This is a genomic window from Halomonas sp. Y3, from assembly GCF_024137965.1.
GTDB classification, from domain to species: Bacteria; Pseudomonadota; Gammaproteobacteria; order Pseudomonadales; family Halomonadaceae; genus Halomonas; species Halomonas mongoliensis.
In genome coordinates, this window is record NZ_CP099975.1 from 3108349 (window position 1) to 3131493 (window position 23145).

Consider the following 23145-nt stretch of genomic DNA (forward strand, 5'->3'; position numbering starts at 1 on the left):
AACCGCCGAGATAAGTCCAATATTGTATACATTAAACTAGTAGTAATGTATGCATATGGTGTCTTTCCGCCGGCGTCTCGACCAAAGTCGAGCCCCGCCGGTTCGAGCGAAAAGGGGCGACACTAGAAAAAACCCTTTTATAACAGACAGCTGCACAAGCGCACACTTCGAGGAAGCGAAATTTGCCAAATACACAAAACAAGCCTATTTTGTGTACAAGTAAATCGAAAACCCAGGAGCTCCCATGCAGATACGCGTCATCAACCCCAACACCACCGCCGCCATGACGGCCACCATCGGCGAGGCCGCCCGCCGCATCGCCGCTCCCGGCACCCGCATCACCGCGACCCAGCCGCTGGACGGCCCGGTCTCCATCGAGAGCCACTTCGACGAGGCGATCAGCGCGGTGGGAGTGCTCGACCAGGTGCTCGCCGGTGAGCGCGAGGGCGCTGACGCCTACGTGATCGCCTGCTTCGGCGACCCGGGCCTGCTCGCCGCCCGCGAGCTGACCCGGGCGCCGGTGATCGGCATCGCCGAGGCGGCCTTCCACATGGCCGCCCTGATCAGCACCCGCTTCTCCATCGTCACCACCCTGGGGCGCACCGGCATCATCGCCGAGCACCTGCTGGAGCAGTACGGCTTTCGCCACCACTGCCGCCGGGTGCGTGCCGCCGAGATCCCGGTGCTGGACCTCGAGCAGAACGCCGATGCGGCCCTGGTGCGCATCATCGAGGAGTGCCGCCGCGCACGCGACGAGGATGGCGTCGGCGCCATCGTGCTCGGCTGTGGCGGCATGGCAGACCTCACCGACACCATCAACCGCGAGGTAGGCCTGCCAGTAGTGGAAGGCGTCACCGCCGCGGTCAAGCTTGCAGAAGCCCTGGTCGGGCTGGGTCTCGGCACCAGCAAGCACGGCGACCTGGCCTACCCGCGCCCCAAGCCGATGCTCGGCCAGTTCGAGCGCTTCGCCCACCTGGCCCCGGTCCGCTGACCGGCTGCCCGCGCCACCGGATAGTCAGCAGCACCCACGACAACAACAACCCGCTCCCCGGAGCACGCCACGCCGCAAGCCATCCCGGCATCTGGCCGGAAACATCTAACATCAAGCAGCGACTTGCGAGGTTCTCGACATGACCACTCCCACTTCACCGGCCACCGCCCAGGCGGCCTCCACGGCCCCCGAGGCCACCAGCCATCAGACCAAGGCCCCGGGCCAGGAGTCGCTAGCCCCCCAGCAGACTCGCATCATGGGGCGCACCTCCTACTTCCTGGCCTGGTTCGGCGGCTGCGTTTCCATCGGCACCTTCGCCATGGGCTCCAGCGTGGTGGGCACCCTCAACCTGATCCAGGCCACCCTGGCGATCGCCATCGGCTGCTTCGTGATCGGCATCGCGCTGGCCGTGAACGGCGCCGCCGGCTACAAATACGGGATTCCCTTCATGGTCCAGGCGCGCAGCGCCTTCGGCTTCGCCGGCACCCGGCTGCCCGGGCTGGTGCGGGCCGTGCCCGCGGTGGTGTGGTACGGCTTCCAGAGCTGGATCGGCGCCGGCGCGCTGAACATGGTATCGGCCACCCTGTTCGGCTTCGACAACCTGATCTTCTACTTCATCGCCTTCCAGTTCCTGCAGATCGGGCTCTCGGTAATGGGCTTCCAGGGCATCAAGTGGCTGGAGAACATCGGCAGCGTCTTCATCCTCGCCTCGCTGATGTACATGTTCTATGCCACGGTGCAGCGCTATGGCGACGAGCTCTCCGCCAGCCTGCTGACCATGGAAGGCTCCTGGGGCCTGCCATTCTGGGGCGCCACCATGCTCTTCCTGGGCATCTACAGCACCATGATGCTCAACGTCAGCGACTACGCCCGGGAGCACAAGAAGGGCACGCCCCAGAGCCTTCTCACCACCATCTACGCCATGTCGATCCTGCCCTGCACCCTGTTCATGGGCCTGATCGGCTACATGGTCTCCGAGGCCACCGGCACCGCCGACCCCATCCAGGTGTTTGCCAACGCCGTGGACAACACCCCGCTGCTGATGACCACCCTGCTGTTCATCGCCTTCGCCCAGGTGACCACCAACGTGCTCAACAACGTGGTGCCGCCCACCTACGTACTGATGGACGTCTTCAAGCTCAAGTTCACCACCTCCACGGTGATCGTCGGTCTGCTGGCCTTCGCCACCTTCCCCTGGAAGCTGGTGCAGCCCGACTCCGCCGCCGGCCTGCAGCTCTTCGTGCAGACCTACTCCGCCTTCCTCGGCCCGATCTTCGCCATCCTGGTGGTGGACTACTACATCATCCGTCGCCGTACCCTGGACCTCGGCAAGCTCTATGACGAGACCGGTCCCTACCGGGGCGTCAACCTGGCCGCGCTGATCGCCACCGCCGTGGGCATCGCCGCCGCCCTCACCTTCTCCGCGGTCTCCTGGTACGCCAGCCTGATCCCCGCCGGCGTCACCTACTACCTGCTGATGCAGCACTGGGCCCCCTGCCAGCGCTTCCGTCAGTAACTCCTCCCTCGCCCCCAACGCCAGCGCCCCGGACTCAGGTCCGGGGCGCTGGCGATTCATGGGGCAGGCGGACGCGGCTCGTCAGCGCCCGAAGATGCTGTGCAGGTCCGGCGCCTCTTCCGTCTCCTCGATGATGGAGAGCGACGCCTCGATGGCCTTGAGGTGGCGGCCCATGAAGGCCGCGGCGCGCTCGCCGTTGCCGGCCTCCAGGTAGCCGATCAGGTCGTCATGATCGTGGGACTCGCAGCCCAGGTGTCCGGCGTTGCCATAGACGGCGAGGATCAGCGAGGAGCGAGAACAGAGCCGGCCGACGAATTCGGCCAGGGTGGCATTGCCGGAGAGCTGGGCCAGGCGCTCGTGGAAGGCCGCCGAGAGCTTGATGGCCGTGCTCTGTTCGCCGGCCCTGAGCGCCTCGCGCTCACGGCGCGCCATGTCCCGCAGCTCCCTGACATCGTCATCGGTGATGCGCCGGGCCACCTCGGGCATCAGGCCGCACTCCACCATCTGGCGGGCATCGAAGACATCCTTGGCCTCGTCGGCGGTGGGGCGCGTGACGCTGGCCCCGCGGCGGGGGGTCAGGGTGACCAGCTGCTCAAGCGCCAGGCGCTGCAGGATCTTGCGGATACCGGTGCGGCTGACGCCGAACACCTCGGCGAGGGCATCCTCACGCAGGCGGGCGCCGGGCTTGAGCCGGTGCTCGATGATCGCATCGCTGATCGAGCGATAGATGGCCTCGTGACGCTCGGCGCCGTCGCCGTCCTTGCCGCGTCCGCTTCCCGACGCCTTGCGCTGGCTCTCGATATGGCGCTGACTCATCCCTCTCTCCCGGTAGCAGTTGGCCGCCCGTGGCGGGCGTCTGGAGATGATTGTATACGCCAGGCGGGCAGAGTCATCTCTTCAACGACAAGGACCCGCCGCGAGGCGGGTCCCTGCCGGGCGCGAGCACAGAGGGGCGTCATCGGGACCAGGCGGCGATGGCCTCGCGCTCCTCGTCGGTCATGCCGGTCATGTTGCCCAGGGGCATGTAGCCGCTGGCCACCACCTGCTGGATCTGGGCACGCTGGGCGGCGGTCTGCTGCGGGGAGTCATAGGCGACCCCGGCCGGCGGCGCGTTGAAGCCGGGCTGGGTGGGCTGGCTGGCATGGCAGGAGGCGCAGCGGGTCTCCATGATGGCGTGGACCTCCTCGAGGCTCACCGCGGCACGATCCGGGTCGGCGGCGGGTGACGGCGCGGGGGCGGCGATCCAGAACGCCAAGGCGATCAGCGCCACGCCGGCCGCCGGGTAGGCGGGCTTGATGCTGCCGGCATGCATCAGCACGAAGAACTGACGGATCAGGGCCCCGGCGAAGATGAACAGCGACATGATCACCCAGGCCTGCTCGTGGGAGTAGGCGAAGGAGTAGTGGTTGCTGATCATCAGCAGCACCACCGGCAGGGTGAAGTAGGTGTTGTGCACCGAGCGCTGCTTGCCGCGCTTGCCGTCCAGGGGGTTGGGGGCCTCGCCCGCCTTCATGGCGGCCACCATGCGGCGCTGGCCGGGAATGATCCAGAAGAAGACGTTGGCGGACATCGCCGTGGCCATCACCGCGCCGGTGATCAGGAAGGCGGCGCGGCCGGCGAAGAGCTGGGTGCTGAGCCAGGCCACCACCACCATCATGATGGCCACGGCGATGCTCAGCAGGCCATCTCGGGTCATGTCGGGACTGATGCGCTTGCACAGCTCGTTGTAGACCACCCAACCGCCGACCAGGAACAGCAGCGCCAGCACGTTGGCCTGCCAGCCGCTCATGTTGGCCGCCCACTCCCAGCTGGCGTTGGGATTGACAAGATAGAAGCTCGGGTTGGCCATGTAGAGCAGCACGAAGAGCGCGAAACCCGACAGCCAGGTGGTATAGGACTTCCAGAACGACCAGTGCAGGTCATCGGGCAGCTTGGCCGGCGCCGTGGCGTACTTCTGGTTGTGGTAGAAGCCCCCGCCATGCACCGCCCACATCTCGCCGAAGACCCCCTTGTCGCGGTCTTCGGCGGCCTTGGGTTTCTTGAGGCTGTTGTCCAGCATCACGAAGTAGATCGATTCGCCGATCCAGGCGATGGCCGCGATGACGTGCAGCCAGCGCAGCATGAAGTTGGCAAAGTCCAGCAGATAGGCTTGCATCAGGGGAGCCTCGACTCATGGCATTGTTGTTGGTGACCGAAGGTCAGCCTTGGTCTTGAAAACTGGCGAGTGCCGCCAACGCTCGGGATGAGGCTAGCTGCCGCGGTAGGTGGAATAGCCATAAGGCGACAGCAGCAGCGGCACGTGATAGTGCGCCTCGACATCGGCCACCCCGAAGCGCAGCGGGATCACGTCCAGGAAACGCGGCTCCTCGACCTCGACGCCCTGCCGGCGCAGGTAGTCGCCGGCGTGGAAGACCAGCTCGTACTCCCCGACGGTGAAATCATCACCCTCGAGGATCGGGGCATCGCAGCGCCCGTCGTCGTTGGTGACGACCTCCTTCAGGCGGGTACGGCTGCCGGCATCCAGGCGATAGACCTCGATGCGAATGCCCTCGCCGGGCAGGCCCCGGGCGGTATCCAGTACATGGGTGGTCAGGCGTCCCATTGTCTCGACTCCCTTAGGTGTTGGTTGATTGGCGGGTTGGATGGACGGCGGATGATTTTCCTGACAACATTTTTAGACCTTAAAAGAGTACATTTCAAAATATTTTTTGTATACATTGGCCTGCACCCCCCCAACCGGAGCCTCCCCATGACCGACAACAACAAGTTGACCCCGCGCCCCAGCGAGCTGGACAGGGCCGCCTTCGTCGCCGGCTACGGCGAGATCTACGAGCACTCCCCCTGGGTCGCCGAGCTGGCCTGGGAGCGGGGCCTCAACGAGGCCCATGACCGCCCCGAGGCCCTGGCCACCCTGATGGGCGAGATGCTGGAGAGCGCCTCCCCCGAGCGCCAGCTGGAGGTGATCCGCGCCCACCCGGATCTCGCCGGCAAGGCGGCGCTGGCCGGCACCCTCACCGACGACTCCACTCGCGAGCAGGCCGGCGCCGGCCTCGACCAGTGCTCCCCGGAGGAGATGGCCCGCTTCGAACGCCTCAACGAGGCCTACAAGGCGAAGTTCGGCTTTCCCTTCGTGATGGCGGTCAAGGGCAGCGACCGCTACGCCATCCTCGATGCCTTCGAGGTGCGCCTGGAGAACACCCCGGCCGAGGAGCGCCGCACCGCCGTGGAGCAGATCAATCGCATCGCCCTGTTTCGCCTGCAGGCTCGCGCCGAGGGCTGAGACTCGCACAGCGCTTCCGCCGATCGCAGTGGAAGCGCTGTTCCACGGGCCAACCCTCTTCATCCCCTAGCTGCTTCTCGCTGCCGCGCGGCAGGGCAGCCGACACCGCTCTCGCCACAAGGCAGCGACAACGCCTTGACCTGGAAGAGATCTACCAATGGAGTACCGAAAAAACCAGGCAATGTCTTTCATATGGAGAAATATTGTGTACATTAAATGGAAAGGATTGGTCTCAAACCTATAACAACCGACCAGTTCGCGACCCGCACGCCAGCATCAACAACAACCCAAGCTGCGAGCCTGACCATGACCAGATCCCGTTCCGCTCCCCACCCCGAGACGAACCCCACCCGCACCATCAACCGCGACCCGGATGCGATGCCGCCACTCTCCAAGGCGATTCCCCTGGGCCTGCAGCACATCATGGCGATGTTTGCCGGCAACGTGACGCCGCCGATCATCATCGCCGGCGTGATCGGCGCCGCCACCGGCGAGACGATCTTCCTGATCCAGGTGGCGCTCTTCGTGGCCGGGGTCTCGACCCTGATCCAGACCATCGGCGTGGGCCCCGTCGGCGCCCGCCTGCCCATCGTCCAGGGCACCAGCTTCGGCTTCCTGCCGGTGGCGCTCCCCCTGGCCAACGCCTTCGGACTGGCCGCCGTGCTCGGCGCTTCCTTCATCGCCGGCCTGCTGCAGATCGTGCTGGGGGCCTTCCTCAAGAAGATCCGCCACTGGTTCTCGCCGGTGGTCACCGGCATCGTGGTGCTGCTGATCGGCATCACCCTGATGCCGGTAGGCCTCAACTACGCCGCCGGCGGCGTGGGATCCGACGACTTCGCCTCACCCACCAACCTGCTGCTGGCGCTCTTCGTGCTGGTGGTGTGCATCGCCGTGCACCAGCTGGGCCGCGGCTTCGTCAAGGCCTCCTCGATCCTCTTCGGCCTGCTGGCCGGCTATCTGGTGGCCATCGCGCTGGGCATGGTGGACTTCACCAACCTGCGCGAGGCGGCCTGGTTCGCCGTGCCGAGACCGCTGCAGTACGGCATGGAGTTTCACCTCACCGCCATCGTCGGCATGGTGCTGATCATGTTCGTGGTGGGCCTGGAGACCATCGGCAACATCTCCGCCATCACCACCGGCGGCGCCGGCCGCCCGGCCAAGGACCGCGAGCTCTCGGGCGGCGTGATGGCCGACGGCGTGGCCACCTCCTTCGCCGCGCTCTTCAACACCCTGCCCAACACCGCCTACGCCCAGAACGTGGGCCTTATCACCCTGACCGGCGTGGTCAGCCGCCACGTGGTGACCATCGGCGGCATCCTGCTGATCTGCATGGGACTCTTCCCCAAGCTGGGCGGCCTGGTGGCGGCCATGCCCCACGCGGTGCTGGGCGGTGCCGGCGTGGTGATGTTCGGCATGATCGCCTCGGCGGGGCTCAAGATCATCCAGGAGTGCGAGCTCGACCAGCGCGCCATGCTGATCATCGCCGTCTCCCTGAGCCTGGGCATCGGACTGCCCGCCGTGGAGGCGATCTCCGAGACTATGCCCGGCCAGGCCGGCCTGCTGCTCAAGTCGGGCCTGGTGCCGGCGGCCCTGGCCGCGCTGCTGCTCGACGCCATCCTGCCCGGCAAGCCGAAGCGCCAACGCGGCGGCGAGGACGCCGAGGCCGAGATTCAGGCTCGCAAGACCGAACCTAGCGCCTGACGCTTCCCCGATAGGCCAGGCGCCGCCGGAGATCCCGGCGGCGCCTGTCGTTTCCGGGGGCAGCAGCGCTCGTCTCGGCTAGACTTCGAGGAGGGTGCACCGAGGAGGGGCTGTCATGTATCGAGATCGACGGGAGGCGGCCGAGCGGCTCGCCGAGCGCCTGGCCCACCTGAGGGGGGAGCACCCCCTGGTGCTGGCCATTCCCCGGGGCGGCGCCCCCATGGGCAGAGTGATCGCCGACGCCCTGGAGGGGGATCTGGACGTGGTGCTGGTGCGCAAGGTGGGCGCTCCGGGCAATCCCGAGTACGCCATCGGTGCGGTCAGCGAGGACGGCAGCGTGCACCTGGAGGAGCAGGCCGGGCAGTGCCGCCAGGAGTGGCTGACCAGGGCGATCGAGGAGCAGCGCCGGCTGATCGACGAACGCCGCCGCCGCTATACGCCGGTGCGCTCGCCCATCGACCCCGCCGGCCGCGTCGTGGTGGTGGTCGACGACGGCAGCGCCACCGGCGCCACCATGGCGGCGGCTCTCGCCACCCTGCGCCAGCGCGCCCCGGCCCGTCTCATCGCCGCCCTCGGCGTGGCGCCGCCGGATACCCTGGCACGGCTCGAGGCCCTGGCCGACGAGGTGGTCTGCCCCGAGGCACCGGCTCGCTTCGGTGCCGTGGGGCAGTTCTTCGCCGATTTCGGCCAGGTCGAGGATGACGAGGTAGTCAGGCTGCTCGGCAAGGCGCCCTGAAACGGGCCCCTCCCGCCACCTGGCAACGACAAGGGCCGCTCCTCTCGGGGCGGCCCTTGACACCCTGCTGCCGGCGAGCTGCCGGCGCCGCCCCTACTTGGCAGCGGCCGTGACGCTCTTCATGTTCGACTCGACCAGCTGCTGGCCCTTCTGCAGGTACTCCTGCCCCAGGCCGGAGAGCGCCTCGGCGTCTCCCTTGAGCTGCTCGTTGAACTGCTGGGTTGCCTTCTGCTGCCCTTCCAGCGCCTGGTTGAAGCCGTCGACGTCGCGCACCTCGACCCAGGCACGGGCCTGGGTGAAGCCCAGCTCGGTGTAGCGACGCGCCGCCTCCAGCTGAGTGGAAAACAGCTTCTCGTAATATTCCAGGGTCAGAGAGCCATAGGCCCGGACCGGCTCGGCAAACAGGGTCTGGAACTGCTCGGCACTCTTCCGAGTCGTTGCCTTGGTCATGGAACACCTCCATCTATCTCGGGAAGACACGCTTGGGTGACAGGGCTCGACGCCCGTGCTGCATTGCAACATAGCAGGCGATCTTGTGCGCCGCAACATGCCCGAGGCCCCATTTCTCTCACACTCCCGGACTTCCGCTGCTCATCACCAGGCAGCCTCTACCGGTAGGCCCCTTCCACATCGGTGATGCGCATGGCGCGGCGACCCAGGCCACCATGCTGGTCGAGCATGCGCTCCCGCCAGGCGTAGACCGGGTCGGCGTTGGAGACCAGGTCCGCGCTGGAGACGCAGCGGGCCCACATGAAGCTGCCGAAGACCAGATAATCCCCTGCCGCCGGCGCCTCGCCGTCGATATAGTCGGCCTCCTTGAGCCGGCCGCGCAGCGGCTCCAGGGCCGCATCCAGCTGGGACAGCCCCTTCGCCGGGGAGTGGAACTCCTCGAGGGTGCGGCCCAGGCGCTTCTCCCGGCTCTCGCGGAAGTAGTCGCGATCATCGGGATGGATGGCATTGAGCAGGTCCATGATGATGGTGCGCATCATTGCCGGCTGCAGGGAGCGCTCCGCATAGTGCTTGAGGAAACGAGCCCGCCCCTCGGCCAGGGAATCGCCGAACAGTGGGGACTCGGGGTAGGCGCGATCCAGGTAGCGCAGGATGGCGTAGCTGTCGGTGATCGTCTCGTCACCGTCGACCAGCACCGGCACCTTGTCGTGATCGGCAAAGGCCAGCGCCGCCCTGTCATTGAAGCGCCAGGGGCGGGTCTCGGCCTCCAGCCCCTTGTGGGCAAGCGCATAGCGCACCCGCCAGCAGTAGGGCGAGAAGCGCAGCCCCTCATCGATGCCGCAGAGATCAAAGAGCACCCGTGTCATGACCGTCCCCCATTGCAGTAAGCATACCTGCCGCAGTGTGCCAGCCTTTTCCCGCCCCCGCCACGCGGCATGCCGTGGTCCATCCGGCCCTGCCCTCCCTGTCCTTTAGTCTATAGTCGGGGCGCACCCCTGCCGTGCCGATAGCGGGCGCTCCCGAACAACCTCATGTTGGAAAAGGAGTTTTTCTATTTCAGATATCACGGAACAATGAAACATATTGGTAATACCAATTTTCCACCGCTAGCGGGTCAACGCTCGCCCGGCGTATCTTGCAGCCATCCGCCATGCCCTCCGGCAGGTGGGTCAACGCCATCTCAAGCCCAGACAACACCAACACAACAGTCGAAGGGAACCTGTCTCATGAATGACACCCTACTTGCACTGCTGGCCTTCACGCCTCTGGTGCTGGCCGGTGTGCTGCTGATCGGCCTGCGCATGCCGGCCAGGACGGCCATGCCTGCCGTCTACGTAGTCACCGCCCTCATTGCCCTGCTCGCCTGGGACATGAGCTTCAACCGGGTGCTGGCCTCGACCCTGCAGGGTCTGATCCTCACCGTGTCGATCCTCTGGATCATCTTCGGCGCCATCCTGCTGCTCAACACCCTGAAGCACTCCGGCGGCATCACGGCCATCCGCAACGGCTTCTCGGGCATCAGCCCGGACCGCCGCGTGCAGGCCATCATCGTTGCCTGGCTGTTCGGCTGCTTCATCGAGGGCGCCTCGGGCTTCGGCACCCCCGCCGCCGTCGCCGCACCGCTGATGGTGGCGCTGGGCTTCCCCGCACTCGCCGCCGTGGTGGTGGGCATGATGATTCAGTCCACCCCGGTATCCTTCGGTGCGGTCGGCACGCCCATCGTGGTGGGTGTCACCGGCGGCCTGGACCGCGCCGGCATCACCGAGACCCTGGAGGCCGGCGGCGCGAGCTGGATGGAGTACTTCCGCCTGATCGCCGGTGAGGTGGCCGTCATCCACGGCATCGTCGGCATCTTGATGCCGCTGATCATGGTGGTGATCATGGTGCGTTTCTTCGGCGCCAACCGCTCCTGGAAGGAGGGTCTCTCCATCGCCCCCTTCGCGATCTTCGCCGGCATCAGCTTCGTGGTGCCCTACATGCTGGCCGGCGTGCTGCTCGGGCCGGAGTTCCCATCGATGATCGGCGCCCTGGTCGGCCTGGCCATCGTCGTCCCGGCGGCCCGCCGCGGCTTCCTGATTCCCAAGCACAGCTGGGACTTCCCCGAGTCCTCTTCCTGGCCCGACCAGTGGATCGGCAAGCTCGAGATCAAGCTGGACGACATCGCCGGCAAGGCGCCGATCTCCACCCTGATGGGCTGGGTGCCCTACGTGCTGCTGGCCGTGATCCTGGTCGCCTCCCGCACCGTCGCCCCCTTCCGCGAGGCACTGCAGTCCCTCTCCTTCGGCTGGAGCAACATCCTGGGCGAGGCCGGCGTGTCCGGCAGCATCGAGCCGCTCTACCTGCCCGGCGGCATCCTGCTGATGGTGGTGCTGATCACCGCCCTGCTCCATCGCATGCGCGCCGGCGAACTCAAGGCCGCCTTCAGCGAGTCCTCGAAGACCATCTTCGGTGCCGGCTTCGTGCTGATCTTCACCATCCCCATGGTGCGGATCCTGATCAACTCCGGCGTCAACGCGGCGGACCTGGTCTCCATGCCGGTGGCCATGGCGCAACTGGTGGCCGACAGCGTGGGCGGGGTCTATCCGTTCTTCGCCCCGGCCGTGGGCGCCCTGGGGGCCTTCATCGCCGGCTCCAACACCATCTCCAACCTGATGCTGGCGGACTTCCAGTTCAACGTGGCCCAGCAGCTCGGCGTCTCCACCGCCTTCATGGTGGCCCTGCAGGCCGTGGGGGCGGCAGCGGGCAACATGATCGCCATCCACAACGTGGTGGCAGCCTCGGCCACCGTGGGCCTGCTCGGTCGCGAGGGCGAGACCATCCGCAAGACGATCCTGCCGACGATCTACTACCTCGTCGCCACCGGGATCATCGCCCTGATCGCCTTCTACATGATCGGCGTGACGGACCCGCTGATGCAGGTGAGTTGATGGCACGAGCATGACGCTCTCCGGGCCCCGCCGACCGACGGCGGGGCCCGGTCATTTCCCGGAATCCGGGGCACCGGAACCACGTTGATGAAAAAAATTTCCATAGAATTATGGAAATTTTTTTCATAAAATTGGTCCTACACTGAAGTGATGCCCTCCCGCTCAGGAGCCTCCATGAACACCCACTTCGATGAACGACTCGATGGCGGTCAGCCAGGACGCGATCAGTCCGAGGTGCTGGCCGACCTCCAGCAGGCGCTGCCCGGCATGACCCTGCTGCACCGCGAAGAGGACCTGCGCCCCTTCGAGTGCGACGGCCTCTCCGCCTACCGCGCCCTGCCGATGCTGGTCGCCCTGCCCGAGACCCTCGAGCAGGTCGAAACCCTACTCAAGCGCTGCCGGGCCCTGGGCGTGCCGGTGGTGACCCGCGGCGCCGGCACCGGCCTCTCCGGCGGCGCCATGCCGCTTGAACACGGCGTGCTGCTGGTGCTGTCGCGCTTCAACCGCATCCTCGAGATCGACCCCGATGCGCGCACCGCCCGGGTCCAGCCCGGAGTGCGCAACCTGGCGATCTCCGAGGCGGCCGCCCCCTACGGGCTCTACTATGCCCCGGACCCCTCCTCCCAGATCGCCTGCTCCATCGGCGGCAACGTGGCCGAGAACGCCGGCGGCGTCCACTGCCTCAAGTACGGCCTCACCGTGCACAACGTCATCAGGGTCGAGGTGCTGACTATCAAGGGGGAGCACATGACCCTGGGGTCGGACGCCCTGGACGCCCCCGGCTTCGACCTGTTGGCGTTGTTCACCGGCTCCGAGGGCATGCTCGGGGTGGTCACCGAGATCACCGTCAAGCTGCTGCCCAAGCCCGAGACCGCCAAGGTGCTGATGGCGAGCTTCGACGACATCGAGAAGGCCGGCAACGCCGTGGGCGCCATCATCGCCGCAGGCATCATCCCCGGGGGCCTTGAGATGATGGACAACCTGGCGATCCGCGCCGCCGAGGACTTCATCGGCGCCGGCTACCCGGTGGAGGCCGAGGCGATCCTGCTCTGCGAGCTGGACGGCGTGGAGGCGGACGTCGACGACGACTGCCAGACCGTGCGCCGCGTGCTGGAGAAGGCCGGCGCCACCGATATCCAGCAGGCCCGTGACGAGGCCGAGCGGGCGCTGTTCTGGGCCGGGCGCAAGAACGCCTTCCCCGCGGTGGGCCGCATGTCGCCGGACTACTACTGCATGGACGGCACCATCCCCCGCCGCGAGCTGGCCCGGGTGCTCAAGGGCATCGGCGATCTGGGCGAGGCGTACGGCCTTCGCGTGGCCAACGTCTTCCACGCCGGCGACGGCAACATGCATCCGCTGATCCTCTTCGATGCCAACCAGCCGGGGGAATTCGAGCGCGCCGAGGAGCTCGGCGGCCGCATCCTCGAGCTGTGCGTCGAGGTCGGCGGCACCATCACCGGCGAGCACGGAGTGGGCCGCGAGAAGATCCACCAGATGTGCGTCCAGTTTAGCCCCGGCGAACTTACGACCTTCCGTGCCGCCAAGCGCGCCTTCGACCCCGACGAGCTGCTCAATCCGGGCAAGAACATCCCTACCCCGGCGCGCTGCTCCGAGTTCCGCCTGACCAAGAGCGCCGGTGACGCCCCCGCCCCGACCGCCCCCGAGAGCCAAGGCTGAGAGACTTCGACGACATGGTGACGACTCACGACATTCCCGCGCATGACGCCAGCGAAGCGCTGGCCGAGCGCATCCGCCGCGCCGAGGCCGAGGGCACGCCCCTGCGCATCGTCGGCGGCGATACCAAGGCCTTCTATGGTCGTAGCGTTCAGGGTGAGGCCCTCTCGACCCGGGAGCACCGCGGCATCACCGAATATGACCCGGTGGAGCTGATCGTCTCGGTGCGCACCGGCACCCCGCTGCGCGAGCTGGAGGCCGCCCTGGCCGCCAACGGCCAGATGCTGCCCTGCGAGCCGCCCCACTTCGGCGAAGCCGCCACCGTGGGCGGCATGATCGCTACCGGCCTCTCCGGGCCGCGCCGCCCCTGGGCCGGCAGCGTGCGCGACTTCGTGCTGGGCACGCGGATCATCACCCGCCAGGGCAGCGAGCAGCGCTTCGGCGGCCAGGTGATGAAGAACGTGGCGGGCTACGACCTCTCGCGGCTGATGGTGGGCGCCCAGGGCACCCTGGGGCTGATCACCGAGGTCTCCATGAAGGTGCTGCCGCTACCCGGCGCCTCGCGCAGCCTTCACCTGGACATGCCGCTGGCCCGCGCCCTCGCGAAGCTCTCCGAGTGGGGCCGTCAGCCGCTGCCCATCACGGCCGCGGCCTGGCTCGACGGCGCCCTGCACCTGCGCCTGGAGGGCGGGCCAAGCTCCGTGGCCGCCACCGCCGAACGGCTCGGCGGCGACACGCTCAAGGCGGACTTCTGGGAGGCCCTGCGCGAGCAGCGCCTGGCCTTCTTCGCCAACGACGACGGCCGAGCCCTCTGGCGCCTCTCGCTGCCCCACCACACCCCGGCGCTGGAGCTGCCCGGCGTCGCGGAGACCGACGTGCTCTACGACTGGGGCGGTGCCCAGCGCTGGCTGAGAAGCGACCTCAACGCCGAGGCGATCCGCCAGGCGGCGGCCCGCGCTGGCGGCCACGCCACCTGCTGGCGAGGTGCCGGCGGGAAGCCGGTGGACGAACCCTTTACCCCGCTCGCCCCGGTACTCGAGAAGTACCATCGCAACCTCAAGGCCGAGCTGGACCCGAAGGGGATCTTCAACCCGGGCCGGCTCTACGCGGCATTCTGAGACTGACGGGAAACCCACGATGCAGACGCACTTTACCGAGGAAGACCTCAAGAAACCGCATATCCGCGAGGCGGACCGGGTGCTGCGCACCTGCGTGCACTGCGGCTTCTGCAACGCCACCTGCCCCACCTACCAGCTGCTGGGCGACGAGCGCGATGGCCCCCGCGGGCGCATCTACCTGATGAAGGAGATGCTCGAGGCCCCCGAGGGCGCCGACAAGGTGACGGAGGAGACCCGGCTGCACCTGGACCGCTGCCTGACCTGCCGCAACTGCGAGACCACCTGCCCCTCCGGCGTCGAGTACCACAAGCTGCTCGACATCGGCCGCGCCGAGATCGAGCGCCGGGTACCGCGCAAGCCCGCCGAGCGCGCCCAGCGCTATGCGCTGCGCAAGATGCTGGTGGAACCGAAGCGCTTCCAGGCGCTGCTGAAACTGGGCCAGACCTTCAAGCCGCTGGTCCCCGGCGCCCTCCGGGACAAGATGCCGCCGGCCCCCGTGGATGCCGGCCAGCGCCCCGACGGCAGGCAACACGCCCGGCAGATGCTGATCCTCGAGGGCTGCGTGCAGCCGGGGCTCTCGCCCAACACCAACGCCGCCACCGCCCGGGTGCTGGGTCGCCTCGGCATCGGCCTGACCCCGGTGGCTGAGGCCGGCTGCTGCGGCGCCGTGGACTTCCACCTGAACGCCCAGGAGGATGGCCGCGCCCGGGCCCGGGCCAATATCGACGCCTGGTGGCCGCACCTGGAGGCCGGCGCCGAGGCCATCGTCCAGACCGCCAGCGGCTGCGGCGCCTTCGTCAAGGAGTACGTCGACATCCTCAAGGACGACTCGGCCTACGCCGAGAAGGCCGCCCGGGTGAGCGAGCTGGCGAAGGACCTGGTGGAGGTGCTGCGCGACGAGGCACTGGACGATCTGAACGTGAAGCAGGACCGCAGGCTCGCCTTCCACTGCCCCTGCACCCTGCAGCACGCCCAGAAGCTCGGCGGCGCCGTGGAATCGGTACTGACCCGGCTCGGCTTCTCGCTGACCCCCGTGGCCGACGCCCACCTCTGCTGCGGCTCCGCGGGCACCTACTCCATCACCCAGCCGGAGCTCGCCACCCAGCTGCGCGACAACAAGCTCGACAACCTCGAGGCCGGCAACCCCGAGGTGATCGTGACGGCCAATATCGGCTGTCAGACCCACCTCAACGGCGCCAACCGCACCCCGGTACGCCACTGGATCGAGATCGTCGACGAGGCACTAACCCCCTGAGGACAACCCCATGAAGACCAAGCCCGTACTGACCCTGACCGACGTCAACGCCATCCTCGATGCCGCCGAGAAGGAGGCCGAGGCCAACGGCTGGGGCGTGACCATCGCCGTGGCCGACGACGGCGGCCACCTGCTCGGCCTGCGCCGCATGGACACCGCCCCGCCCTTCAGCGCCGACGTGGCCACCCAGAAGGCCCGCAACGCCTCCCTGGGCCGCCGCGAGACCCAGGCCTTCGAGGAGATGATCAACGGCGGCCGCACCGCCTTCGTCACCGCCCCCATGCAGTCTCTGCTGGCCGGCGGCGTGCCGGTGCTGGTGAATGGCGAGGTGGCCGGCAGCGTCGGCATCTCCGGCGTCAAGCCCGACCAGGACGTTCAGGTGGCCAAGGCCGGCGTCGCCGCCATCGCCTGAAGCGCCTGGCTGAAGTAAGCTTTAGAGCCCCGCCCCGGCGGGGCTTTCTTGTGACGGTCAACGAGGATGCCATGCCGCTGCTCTACTTCCTGCCCCCGCTGGGCGCCGTGCTGATCTGGTCAGGCAACATGACCATCAACCAGCTCACCGTCGGCGCCATCGCGCCGAGCAGCATCGCCTTCTTGCGCTGGGTGCTGGCGCTCGCCGTGCTCACCCCCTTCCTGGCACCTGCGGCCTGGAAGCACCGCGCGACGATCCGCCGCGAGTGGCCGAAACTCGCCGTGCTGGGGCTGCTCGGCATGGGGCTGTGGCAGGGGCTCGCCTACGTGGCCGCCGAGACCACCAGCGCCACCAACATGGGCATCCTGGCCGCCATGGTGCCGCTGCTCACCGTGCTGCTCAGCGCCCTGATCCTGCGCGAGCCGCCGAGCCTCGGCGGCGTAGCCGGCGGCGCCCTGGCGCTGATCGGCGTGGCCATCCTGCTGGGGCGCGGCAATCCGCTCTCGCTGCTGGAGCTGACCGTGGCGAAGGGCGACGCCCTGATGCTGGTGGCCGCCACCTGCTACGCCCTCTACGGGGTGATGCTCAAGCGCTGGCCCATCGGCCTGCCGCCCTGGGTGCTGCTCTATGCCCAGGTGATCTTCGCGGTGCTCTTCCTGCTGCCGCCCTACCTGATGGGCCCCATGACCCCGGTCGATTCGAGCAATATCGGCCTGATCCTCTACGCCGGCATCCCCGCCTCCATCATCACCACCTTCCTGTGGATGCTGGCGATCCGCCAGATCGGCGCCAGCCAGGCCAGCATCTTCATCAACCTGATGCCGCTGTTCAGCGCCATCATCGCCATGGTGGCCCTCGGCGAGCGCATCGCACTCTTTCACTTCCTGGGGGGCGCGCTGATCCTGGCCGGCGTGGTGATGGCCCAGACCCTGACCCGGCCGCTGCTGGCGGCCAGCGCCGCCGCGGCGCAGAGGGATGCCGACCGCTCGTGCTAGACTCGAATGCCAGACCCAGCATCCGCCCCAGAGCGGCTCCCTGAACAGACTCCCGCCGGGCCACCGGCTTCCCAGACATCATAAGGACGCCCCATGTCCCTCGACGACCTGCACCTGACGCTTCGCAACCTGACGCCAGAGGACTATCCGCAGCTCGAGACGCTGATGGACGCCGTCTATCACGACATCGGCGGCGCCTGGTCGCGGCACACCATCGAGACCCTGATCGACTCCTTCCCGGACGGCCAGGTGGCCATCGAGGACGACGGCCGCCTGGTGGGCATCGCCCTGACCGTGAGGGTCGACTACGACGAGTTCACCAATCCGCACAGGTACGACGACCTGATCGGCAAGCGCGAGGTGATCCTCGACGACCCGGAGGGCGACGCCATGTACGGCCTGGATGTGCTGATCCATCCGGAGTACCGCGGCTATCGGCTGGGGCGGCGCCTCTACGACGCCCGCAAGGAGCTCTGCCGCTCGCTGAACCTGCGGGCGATCCTCGCCGGCGGGCGCATCCCCCAGTATCACCAGCATGCCGAGGAGCTCTCCCCCACCCAGTACATCGACCGGGTGGCCCGCAAGGAGATCCACGACCCCATTCTCTCCTTCCAGCTGGCCAACGACTTCCAGGTCAAGCGCCTGCTGCGCGACTACCTGCCCGAGGACGAGAAGTCCCAGGGGTTCGCCACCCTGCTGGAGTGGAACAACTTCCTCTATGAGCCCGCCGAGCTGGTGCTCGACAACCGCAAGACCCAGGTGCGGGTGGGGGCGGTGCAGTGGCAGATGCGCGAGTTCGACTCGGTGGAGGCGGTGCTGCAGCAGGTGGAGTACTTCGTCGATGCGCTCTCCGGCTACAAGAGCGATTTCGCGGTCTTCCCGGAGCTCTTCAACGCCCCGCTGATGGGGCTGCAGGACCGCGCCGCCCAGCAGGACCAGATGGCCGCCGTCCGCTTCCTGGCCAGCTTCACCGAGCAGTTCAAGGCCGAACTGTCGCGCATGGCGGTCTCCTACAACATCAACATCGTGGCCGGCTCCATGATCGAGGTGGGCGAGGACGACCGGCTCTACAACATCAGCTACCTCTGCCACCGGGACGGCGAGATCGAGAGACAGGCCAAACTGCATATCACCCCCCAGGAGCGCCGCGACTGGGTGATCGAGGGGGGCGACGACCTCCAGGTGTTCGACACCGACGCCGGCCGGGTCGGCATCCTGATCTGCTACGACGTGGAGTTTCCGGAGCTGCCGCGGCTCCTGGCCGAGCAGGACATGGACATCCTCTTCGTGCCCTTCTGGACCGACACCAAGAACGGCTACCTGCGGGTGCGCCACTGCGCCCAGGCCCGGGCCATCGAGAACGAGTGCTACGTGGTGCTCTGCGGCAGCGTGGGCAATGTGCCCTCCATCGAGAACCTCGACATCCAGTACGCCCAGTCGGCGGTCTTCTCGCCCTCGGACTTCGCCTTCCCCCACGACGCCGTGCTCAACGAGACCACCCCCAACACCGAGATGATCCTCTTCTCGGACCTCGACCTGACCCGGCTGACCATGGTGCGCAACGAGGGCTCGGTGACCAACCTCAAGGACCGCCGCAAGGACCTCTTCGACCTGCGCTGGCGGGACTGGTCCTGGAAGTCCGGGGCGGACCTGGAGGAGAGCTGAGCAGAGAGCGCCAGAAGGGCCGAGTGGAGAAACGCCGATGCTGGAGCGCCTGAAACGCTGGCGGGAGTCGCGCTTTGCCGCCCGCCACCCCTTCCCCGACGACGCCTGGGCCGAGGCCCGGGCGCGCCTGCCGCTGCTCGCCGCCCTGGGTGACGGCGAGGCTGCGGCCCTGGGGGAGCGCGCCTGGCGCTTCCTGCATGCCAAGCGCCTGAGCCTGCACCCGGCGCTCGCCGAGGCCACGCCCTTCGACCTGCCTGCCCAGCTGGCGCTCGCCGCCCAGGCCTGCCTGCTGACCCTGGGCTGGAGCGACGAGGAGCACCAGGAGGCCTTCGCCAACGTCCACGAGGTGCTGATCCTGCCCGACGCCTTCCGACGCCAGGTAGAGGAGATGGACGAGTTCGGGGTGATGCACGAATACGTGGACGAGCGCGCCGGCGAGACCTCCCACCAGGGGCCGGTGGTGGTGGCCTTCCCGGACCTCATGGAGAGCGGCGACTGGAACGGCTTCAACGTGCTGATCCACGAGTTCGCCCACAAGCTCGACCTGGGCAACTCCCTGGACGTGGACGGCTTCCCGCCGCTGCCCGCCGACATCGACCCGCGGGAGTGGCACCGGGTCTTCATGGGCGTCTGGGAGGATCTCCAGGCGCATCTCGAGCGCGGCGAACCCACGCCCATCGACGACTACGCCGCCACCCACCCGGGGGAGTGCTTTGCGGTCTGCTGCGAGGCCTTCTTCACCGCCCCGGACCTGCTGCACCAGGCCTACCCGGCGCTCTATGGCCTGCTCGGCCGCTACTTCCGCCAGGCCCCCCTGGCCCGGCTGCCCGAGCGGGACCGCGCCGACATCGAGAGCACCCACCACGACCGCCACTGACTGGCCCTTACTCCATACAGCAACTTGACCAGGAGAGCAGCATGACCCAGCGCATCGCGGTAATTCCCGGCGACGGCATCGGCAAGGAGGTGATGCCCGAGGGGCTGCGCGCCCTCGAGGCCGCCGCTCGCCGCTTCGGCATCGACCTGGCACTCGAGCACTTCGACTTCGCCAGCTGCGACTACTACGCCGAGCACGGCAAGATGTTGCCCGACGACTGGTTCGAGACCCTGAAGGGCTTCGACGCCATCTTCTACGGCGCGGTGGGCTGGCCGGCCACGGTTCCCGACCACATCTCCCTGTGGGGGTCGCTGCTGCAGTTCCGCCGCCGCTTCGACCAGTACGTCAACCTGCGTCCCTGTCGGCTGCTGCCCGGTATCCGAAGCCCGCTCGCCGACCGCAAGCCCGGCGATATCGACTTCTACGTGGTGCGCGAGAACACCGAAGGGGAGTACTCCAGCGTCGGCGGCCGGATGTTCGAGGGCACCGAGCGCGAGGTGGTGATCCAGGAGACGGTGATGACCCGCCACGGCACCGACCGGGTGCTGAAGTTCGCCTATGAGCTGGCGGCCTCCCGGCCCAGAAAGAAGCTCACCTCGGCCACCAAGTCCAACGGCATCGCCATCACCATGCCCTGGTGGGACGAGCGGGTGGCCGAGATGGGCAGACGCTACCCCGACGTCGCCGTGGACCAGTTCCATATCGACATCCTCACCGCCAACTTCGTCATGCACCCGGACTGGTTCGACGTGGTGGTGGCCAGCAACCTCTTCGGCGACATCCTCTCCGACCTGGGGCCGGCCTGCACCGGCACCATCGGCGTGGCCCCCTCTGCCAACATCAACCCCGAGGGCACCTTCCCGAGCCTCTTCGAGCCGGTCCACGGCAGCGCCCCGGACATCGCGGGCAAGGGCATCGCCAACCCCATCGGCCAGATCTGGTCCGGCGCCATGATGCTCGAGCATCTGGGCCACCGGGAGGCCGCGGACGCCATCGTCGCCGCCTTCGAGGCGGTGCTGGCCGAGGGCGACAGGGCAGTGCTCACCCCCGACGTGGGCGGCAGCGGCACCACCGAGAGCCTGGGCCGGGCCATCGCGACACGCCTCGCGGGCTGATCCTTCCCCCCCTACCCCGGAAACGAAGCGGCCACCGCCATGGCGGGGGCCGCTTCGTGGTTCCGCACGTAGGCGACTCAGGGCGCTCGCGGCGGGTGCTTCACCTGCGCATCGTCGTGGACATCCTCCCAGCCGGTCACCATCGCCTTGATATGCGCCAGGGGCGTATGGCCGGCGGTGGCCAGGTAGACATGGATGATCAGGAAGGCCAGCATCAGGAAGGCGCCCAGGGCATGCAGCCAGGCCACCTGCTCGAGCCCCAGCCAGGCCGGCACGCTGTCGCGCACGCTGCCCCAGAACAGGTAGAGAAGCCCGGAGACCCATACCAGCGGGTTGATCACCAGCTTGACGCCCAGGTAGGCCAGGCGCTGCAGCGGGTTGTGCTTGCGCTCCACGGTGATCCGATAGGGGTGCGGCGCACCGACGAAGATGCCGTGGGCGTAGTAGCGCACCATGGCGCCGATACGCTCGGCGGTGGGAATGTAGTGCTTCCACTGGCCGGTGGTGAAGTGCCAGAAGATGGCGAACACCCAGAGGCCGATCAGCAGCCAGGCCGCCGCCTCATGCACGCGTACCGCCGTCTCGAAGCCGACCAGGCCGTGCACGCCGCGAATGCCGAAGCCGGTGAACAGCAGGGCGATGATCAGCGCCGCCTGGGCCCAGTGCCAGAAGCGCTCGAAGCGGGTGAAGAGATAGAGTCGCTCGCTCATGTTCAGTGCCCCTTGCTGCGGTTACGAGTGGCGAAGCGCATGGCCCCGTGGCCCAGCGCCCCCAGCAGCACCAGGCCGGCCAGGCCGAACCCGAAGCGGTCCAGCAGCTGATGGCGGTCGCGGCCCGGCATCCAGACGCCCTCTACGCCGGCCAGGCGGCCGTCATCGGCGTGGCAGGAGGCGCAGTCCAGGGCCATCTCGCCGGGTGCCACCATATGGGTGATCGGCCACAGCATCGAGGTCTCGACAAAGTCGAACTCGCCGCTGAAGGGCTGGCCCGCCAGCTCGGTCCCCGCCGCCAGCGCCTTGTCCCAGTCGTAGTTGTACCAGAAGGCGGTCTCGTCGCCGGGGATGGCCACCTGGGGCTTGAGCAGGGTCAGATGCACGGTGTCGTAGGGCTGCTTGCCCAGCGCCCGCTTGACCGGCCAGATGCGGGCATCGTCGGCACCCGGGGTGCCGTGATAGGCGTTGACCTCAACCCGCTCGCTGGGGTCGATCACCGTTTCCCCGGTCACGAAGGTGGTACTGCCATCCCACCAGAGGTACTCGGGAACCACGTTCTCGCCCGGGACGAAGTCACCCTTCTTGCTGTCGTAGATGACATAGCCATCCTCGTTCTTGATCTGGAAGGGGTTGCCCTCCTCATCCAGGCGGCCGGCGGTGGACCAGTCCCACTCCATCTTGGTCGGCACGCCGCCACGGGCAAACTCGGGAATATGGCAGGTCTGGCAGGCCAGCGACCGGGTGTGCTCGTTGAGGCGCTGGGCATGGGTGCCGCTCTCGTGGGGCTGACTGCCGTGGCAGGCCTGACAGGTGGCCGGGTTGCGCGCCTCCTGGCTGCCTCGGGTGATCGCCGGATGCGCATCCACCGCGGTGCCCTGGATGCGGCTGCCGGGCACATCATGGCCTTCGGTCTGGTGGCAGGTGCTGCAGCTGAAGTTGAGACCCGCGGCGTCCATGTGAACGTCGAGCTCGCGATGGGGATGGAAGAGCGAGGAGTCCAGGTCGCCGTGCTTCACGCCGTCGCCGCCGCCGCCGTAGAAGTGGCAGCTGCCACAGGTCTCCCGGGAGGAGGCGCCCACGTTCTGGGCCGCACGACTCAGGTCGGTCAAGGCCTCGTTGGGCCAGCCGGCCCAGCCGCCCTTCTTCACGTAGTCGCCGGTGTTGTGGCAGGCCAGGCAGTCGACCCGGGTCTCGGCGGTGAAGTCGAAGGTGTCGTCCTCCCAGCCATAGCCCACGTGGCAGGATTGGCAGAAGCCCTCGTTGGACTGGTCGGCAATACAGAAGGTATTGAGCATGGTGCGCTTGCCCAGCCGCTCACCGCCGTGGGGGTTCTCGTAGTCCCAGGTCCAGTGGCGAGTGCCCATCACCTGCTGTGCGGCCTCGGTATGGCAGCTCAGGCAGGCCTGGGTCACCTGATCGGCACTGGTAAAGGGCCCCTGCAGCTCCTCGAACCGGGTATGGTCCGCCGTGCTGGCCATGGCCGCCGACACCCACAGCGTCAACAGCAGCACAAGCCAGCGCCCCCCTCGTTTGATCGTCATGAATCTTTCCCCAGCGTCATCTTGTCATTGAAACCGTGGCGGCCCATGAGCCACCCGGTTCGGAGAAGCATGGCAGAGGCAAGGAAAGGAGGTTGTGATGCGGGTCAACAAATGGCGGGAATGCTGTCAAGACGCCACACTGCATTCATGGGCAACAAATGCACATACCTTGACTTGCG

The 23145-nt window shown here is 67.5% G+C and carries 21 protein-coding genes; 14 read left to right on the forward strand and 7 right to left on the reverse strand.

The window, feature by feature from the left end; translation table 11 throughout:
• Positions 1–244: 244 nt before the first annotated feature.
• A complete protein-coding gene (locus tag NHL60_RS14700) occupies positions 245–991 on the forward strand; it encodes an aspartate/glutamate racemase family protein (protein WP_253444959.1) in 747 nt (248 codons plus the stop codon).
• A gap of 139 nt (positions 992–1130) precedes the next feature.
• Positions 1131–2507 carry an NCS1 family transporter gene (locus tag NHL60_RS14705; RefSeq protein ID WP_253444962.1) on the forward strand — a complete coding sequence of 459 codons (1377 nt, stop codon included), beginning with the start codon at positions 1131–1133 and terminating at the stop codon, positions 2505–2507.
• Between the two features lie 81 nt (positions 2508–2588).
• Here the strand turns inward: NHL60_RS14705 and NHL60_RS14710 are convergent, their stop codons facing one another.
• From NHL60_RS14710 to uraH, 3 genes are all read right to left on the reverse strand, one after another.
• Positions 2589–3323: a GntR family transcriptional regulator gene (locus NHL60_RS14710; protein ID WP_253444965.1), complete on the reverse strand. Its 735-nt coding sequence runs from the start codon at positions 3321–3323 to the stop codon at positions 2589–2591.
• A gap of 139 nt (positions 3324–3462) precedes the next feature.
• Positions 3463–4662 (reverse strand): urate hydroxylase PuuD, encoded by a 1200-nt coding sequence (locus NHL60_RS14715; RefSeq protein WP_253444968.1) that lies wholly within the window; start codon positions 4660–4662, stop codon positions 3463–3465.
• Positions 4663–4755: 93 nt separating this feature from the next.
• Entirely contained in the window at positions 4756–5109 is a 354-nt protein-coding gene (gene uraH, locus NHL60_RS14720; RefSeq protein ID WP_253444972.1) for a hydroxyisourate hydrolase, read from the reverse strand.
• A 147-nt stretch (positions 5110–5256) separates the two neighbouring features.
• Here uraH and uraD point away from each other — a divergent pair, with 147 nt between their 5' ends.
• The 3 genes from uraD (at position 5257) to NHL60_RS14735 (ending at position 8224) form a co-directional block, all read left to right on the forward strand.
• A complete protein-coding gene (gene uraD / locus NHL60_RS14725; protein WP_253444975.1) occupies positions 5257–5787 on the forward strand; it encodes a 2-oxo-4-hydroxy-4-carboxy-5-ureidoimidazoline decarboxylase in 531 nt (176 codons plus the stop codon).
• 306 nt (positions 5788–6093) lie between these two features.
• Positions 6094–7488, forward strand: a complete 1395-nt coding sequence (locus NHL60_RS14730) for a uracil-xanthine permease family protein (protein WP_253444978.1) — start codon at positions 6094–6096, stop codon at positions 7486–7488.
• Between the two features lie 115 nt (positions 7489–7603).
• Positions 7604–8224 (forward strand): phosphoribosyltransferase, encoded by a 621-nt coding sequence (locus NHL60_RS14735; RefSeq protein ID WP_253444981.1) that lies wholly within the window; start codon positions 7604–7606, stop codon positions 8222–8224.
• Between the two features lie 93 nt (positions 8225–8317).
• Here NHL60_RS14735 and NHL60_RS14740 read toward each other — a convergent pair whose 3' ends face one another.
• Complete coding sequence (locus tag NHL60_RS14740; protein WP_253444984.1) at positions 8318–8674, reverse strand: phasin family protein; 357 nt, start codon at positions 8672–8674, stop codon at positions 8318–8320.
• A 158-nt stretch (positions 8675–8832) separates the two neighbouring features.
• A complete protein-coding gene (locus NHL60_RS14745) occupies positions 8833–9540 on the reverse strand; it encodes a glutathione S-transferase N-terminal domain-containing protein (protein ID WP_253444987.1) in 708 nt (235 codons plus the stop codon).
• 360 nt (positions 9541–9900) lie between these two features.
• On the opposite strand from NHL60_RS14745, the gene NHL60_RS14750 reads away from it, so the two are divergent.
• From NHL60_RS14750 to NHL60_RS14790, 9 genes are all read left to right on the forward strand, one after another.
• The gene (locus NHL60_RS14750; RefSeq protein ID WP_253444990.1) at positions 9901–11601 is read left to right on the forward strand and encodes an L-lactate permease; all 1701 of its coding nucleotides are present in this window, start codon (positions 9901–9903) and stop codon (positions 11599–11601) included.
• 174 nt (positions 11602–11775) lie between these two features.
• A complete protein-coding gene (gene glcD, locus NHL60_RS14755; RefSeq protein WP_253444993.1) occupies positions 11776–13278 on the forward strand; it encodes a glycolate oxidase subunit GlcD in 1503 nt (500 codons plus the stop codon).
• A gap of 14 nt (positions 13279–13292) precedes the next feature.
• Positions 13293–14393 carry a glycolate oxidase subunit GlcE gene (glcE, locus tag NHL60_RS14760; protein WP_253444996.1) on the forward strand — a complete coding sequence of 367 codons (1101 nt, stop codon included), beginning with the start codon at positions 13293–13295 and terminating at the stop codon, positions 14391–14393.
• 19 nt (positions 14394–14412) lie between these two features.
• Positions 14413–15648 carry a glycolate oxidase subunit GlcF gene (gene glcF, locus NHL60_RS14765; protein ID WP_253444999.1) on the forward strand — a complete coding sequence of 412 codons (1236 nt, stop codon included), beginning with the start codon at positions 14413–14415 and terminating at the stop codon, positions 15646–15648.
• Between the two features lie 10 nt (positions 15649–15658).
• Positions 15659–16060 carry a heme-binding protein gene (locus NHL60_RS14770; protein WP_253445014.1) on the forward strand — a complete coding sequence of 134 codons (402 nt, stop codon included), beginning with the start codon at positions 15659–15661 and terminating at the stop codon, positions 16058–16060.
• A 71-nt stretch (positions 16061–16131) separates the two neighbouring features.
• The gene (locus NHL60_RS14775; RefSeq protein WP_253445018.1) at positions 16132–17055 is read left to right on the forward strand and encodes a DMT family transporter; all 924 of its coding nucleotides are present in this window, start codon (positions 16132–16134) and stop codon (positions 17053–17055) included.
• 93 nt (positions 17056–17148) lie between these two features.
• Positions 17149–18720, forward strand: coding sequence for a bifunctional GNAT family N-acetyltransferase/carbon-nitrogen hydrolase family protein (locus NHL60_RS14780; protein WP_253445021.1), 1572 nt, complete (start codon positions 17149–17151; stop codon positions 18718–18720).
• 37 nt (positions 18721–18757) lie between these two features.
• Complete coding sequence (locus tag NHL60_RS14785) at positions 18758–19597, forward strand: zinc-dependent peptidase (protein WP_253445024.1); 840 nt, start codon at positions 18758–18760, stop codon at positions 19595–19597.
• Positions 19598–19638: 41 nt separating this feature from the next.
• Positions 19639–20712 carry a tartrate dehydrogenase gene (locus NHL60_RS14790; protein ID WP_253445027.1) on the forward strand — a complete coding sequence of 358 codons (1074 nt, stop codon included), beginning with the start codon at positions 19639–19641 and terminating at the stop codon, positions 20710–20712.
• A gap of 77 nt (positions 20713–20789) precedes the next feature.
• Here the strand turns inward: NHL60_RS14790 and NHL60_RS14795 are convergent, their stop codons facing one another.
• Both NHL60_RS14795 and NHL60_RS14800 read right to left on the reverse strand, forming a co-directional pair.
• Positions 20790–21422, reverse strand: a complete 633-nt coding sequence (locus NHL60_RS14795; protein ID WP_253445030.1) for a cytochrome b/b6 domain-containing protein — start codon at positions 21420–21422, stop codon at positions 20790–20792.
• A gap of 2 nt (positions 21423–21424) precedes the next feature.
• A complete protein-coding gene (locus tag NHL60_RS14800) occupies positions 21425–22966 on the reverse strand; it encodes a tetrathionate reductase family octaheme c-type cytochrome (protein ID WP_253445033.1) in 1542 nt (513 codons plus the stop codon).
• Between the last annotated feature and the right edge of the window lie 179 nt (positions 22967–23145).

Coding starts and splice junctions, on each gene's coding strand:
- NHL60_RS14740 (WP_253444984.1), bottom strand. CDS start 8,674: ATGACCAAGGCAACGACTCGGAAGAGTGCCGAGCAGTTCCAGACCCTG.
- NHL60_RS14750 (WP_253444990.1), top strand. CDS start 9,901: ATGAATGACACCCTACTTGCACTGCTGGCCTTCACGCCTCTGGTGCTG.
- NHL60_RS14745 (WP_253444987.1), bottom strand. CDS start 9,540: ATGACACGGGTGCTCTTTGATCTCTGCGGCATCGATGAGGGGCTGCGC.
- NHL60_RS14795 (WP_253445030.1), bottom strand. CDS start 21,422: ATGAGCGAGCGACTCTATCTCTTCACCCGCTTCGAGCGCTTCTGGCAC.
- uraD (WP_253444975.1), top strand. CDS start 5,257: ATGACCGACAACAACAAGTTGACCCCGCGCCCCAGCGAGCTGGACAGG.
- NHL60_RS14700 (WP_253444959.1), top strand. CDS start 245: ATGCAGATACGCGTCATCAACCCCAACACCACCGCCGCCATGACGGCC.
- NHL60_RS14730 (WP_253444978.1), top strand. CDS start 6,094: ATGACCAGATCCCGTTCCGCTCCCCACCCCGAGACGAACCCCACCCGC.
- NHL60_RS14735 (WP_253444981.1), top strand. CDS start 7,604: ATGTATCGAGATCGACGGGAGGCGGCCGAGCGGCTCGCCGAGCGCCTG.
- NHL60_RS14785 (WP_253445024.1), top strand. CDS start 18,758: ATGCTGGAGCGCCTGAAACGCTGGCGGGAGTCGCGCTTTGCCGCCCGC.
- NHL60_RS14710 (WP_253444965.1), bottom strand. CDS start 3,323: ATGAGTCAGCGCCATATCGAGAGCCAGCGCAAGGCGTCGGGAAGCGGA.
- NHL60_RS14715 (WP_253444968.1), bottom strand. CDS start 4,662: ATGCAAGCCTATCTGCTGGACTTTGCCAACTTCATGCTGCGCTGGCTG.
- NHL60_RS14800 (WP_253445033.1), bottom strand. CDS start 22,966: ATGACGATCAAACGAGGGGGGCGCTGGCTTGTGCTGCTGTTGACGCTG.
- uraH (WP_253444972.1), bottom strand. CDS start 5,109: ATGGGACGCCTGACCACCCATGTACTGGATACCGCCCGGGGCCTGCCC.
- glcE (WP_253444996.1), top strand. CDS start 13,293: ATGGTGACGACTCACGACATTCCCGCGCATGACGCCAGCGAAGCGCTG.
- NHL60_RS14780 (WP_253445021.1), top strand. CDS start 17,149: ATGTCCCTCGACGACCTGCACCTGACGCTTCGCAACCTGACGCCAGAG.
- glcD (WP_253444993.1), top strand. CDS start 11,776: ATGAACACCCACTTCGATGAACGACTCGATGGCGGTCAGCCAGGACGC.
- NHL60_RS14770 (WP_253445014.1), top strand. CDS start 15,659: ATGAAGACCAAGCCCGTACTGACCCTGACCGACGTCAACGCCATCCTC.
- NHL60_RS14790 (WP_253445027.1), top strand. CDS start 19,639: ATGACCCAGCGCATCGCGGTAATTCCCGGCGACGGCATCGGCAAGGAG.
- glcF (WP_253444999.1), top strand. CDS start 14,413: ATGCAGACGCACTTTACCGAGGAAGACCTCAAGAAACCGCATATCCGC.
- NHL60_RS14775 (WP_253445018.1), top strand. CDS start 16,132: ATGCCGCTGCTCTACTTCCTGCCCCCGCTGGGCGCCGTGCTGATCTGG.
- NHL60_RS14705 (WP_253444962.1), top strand. CDS start 1,131: ATGACCACTCCCACTTCACCGGCCACCGCCCAGGCGGCCTCCACGGCC.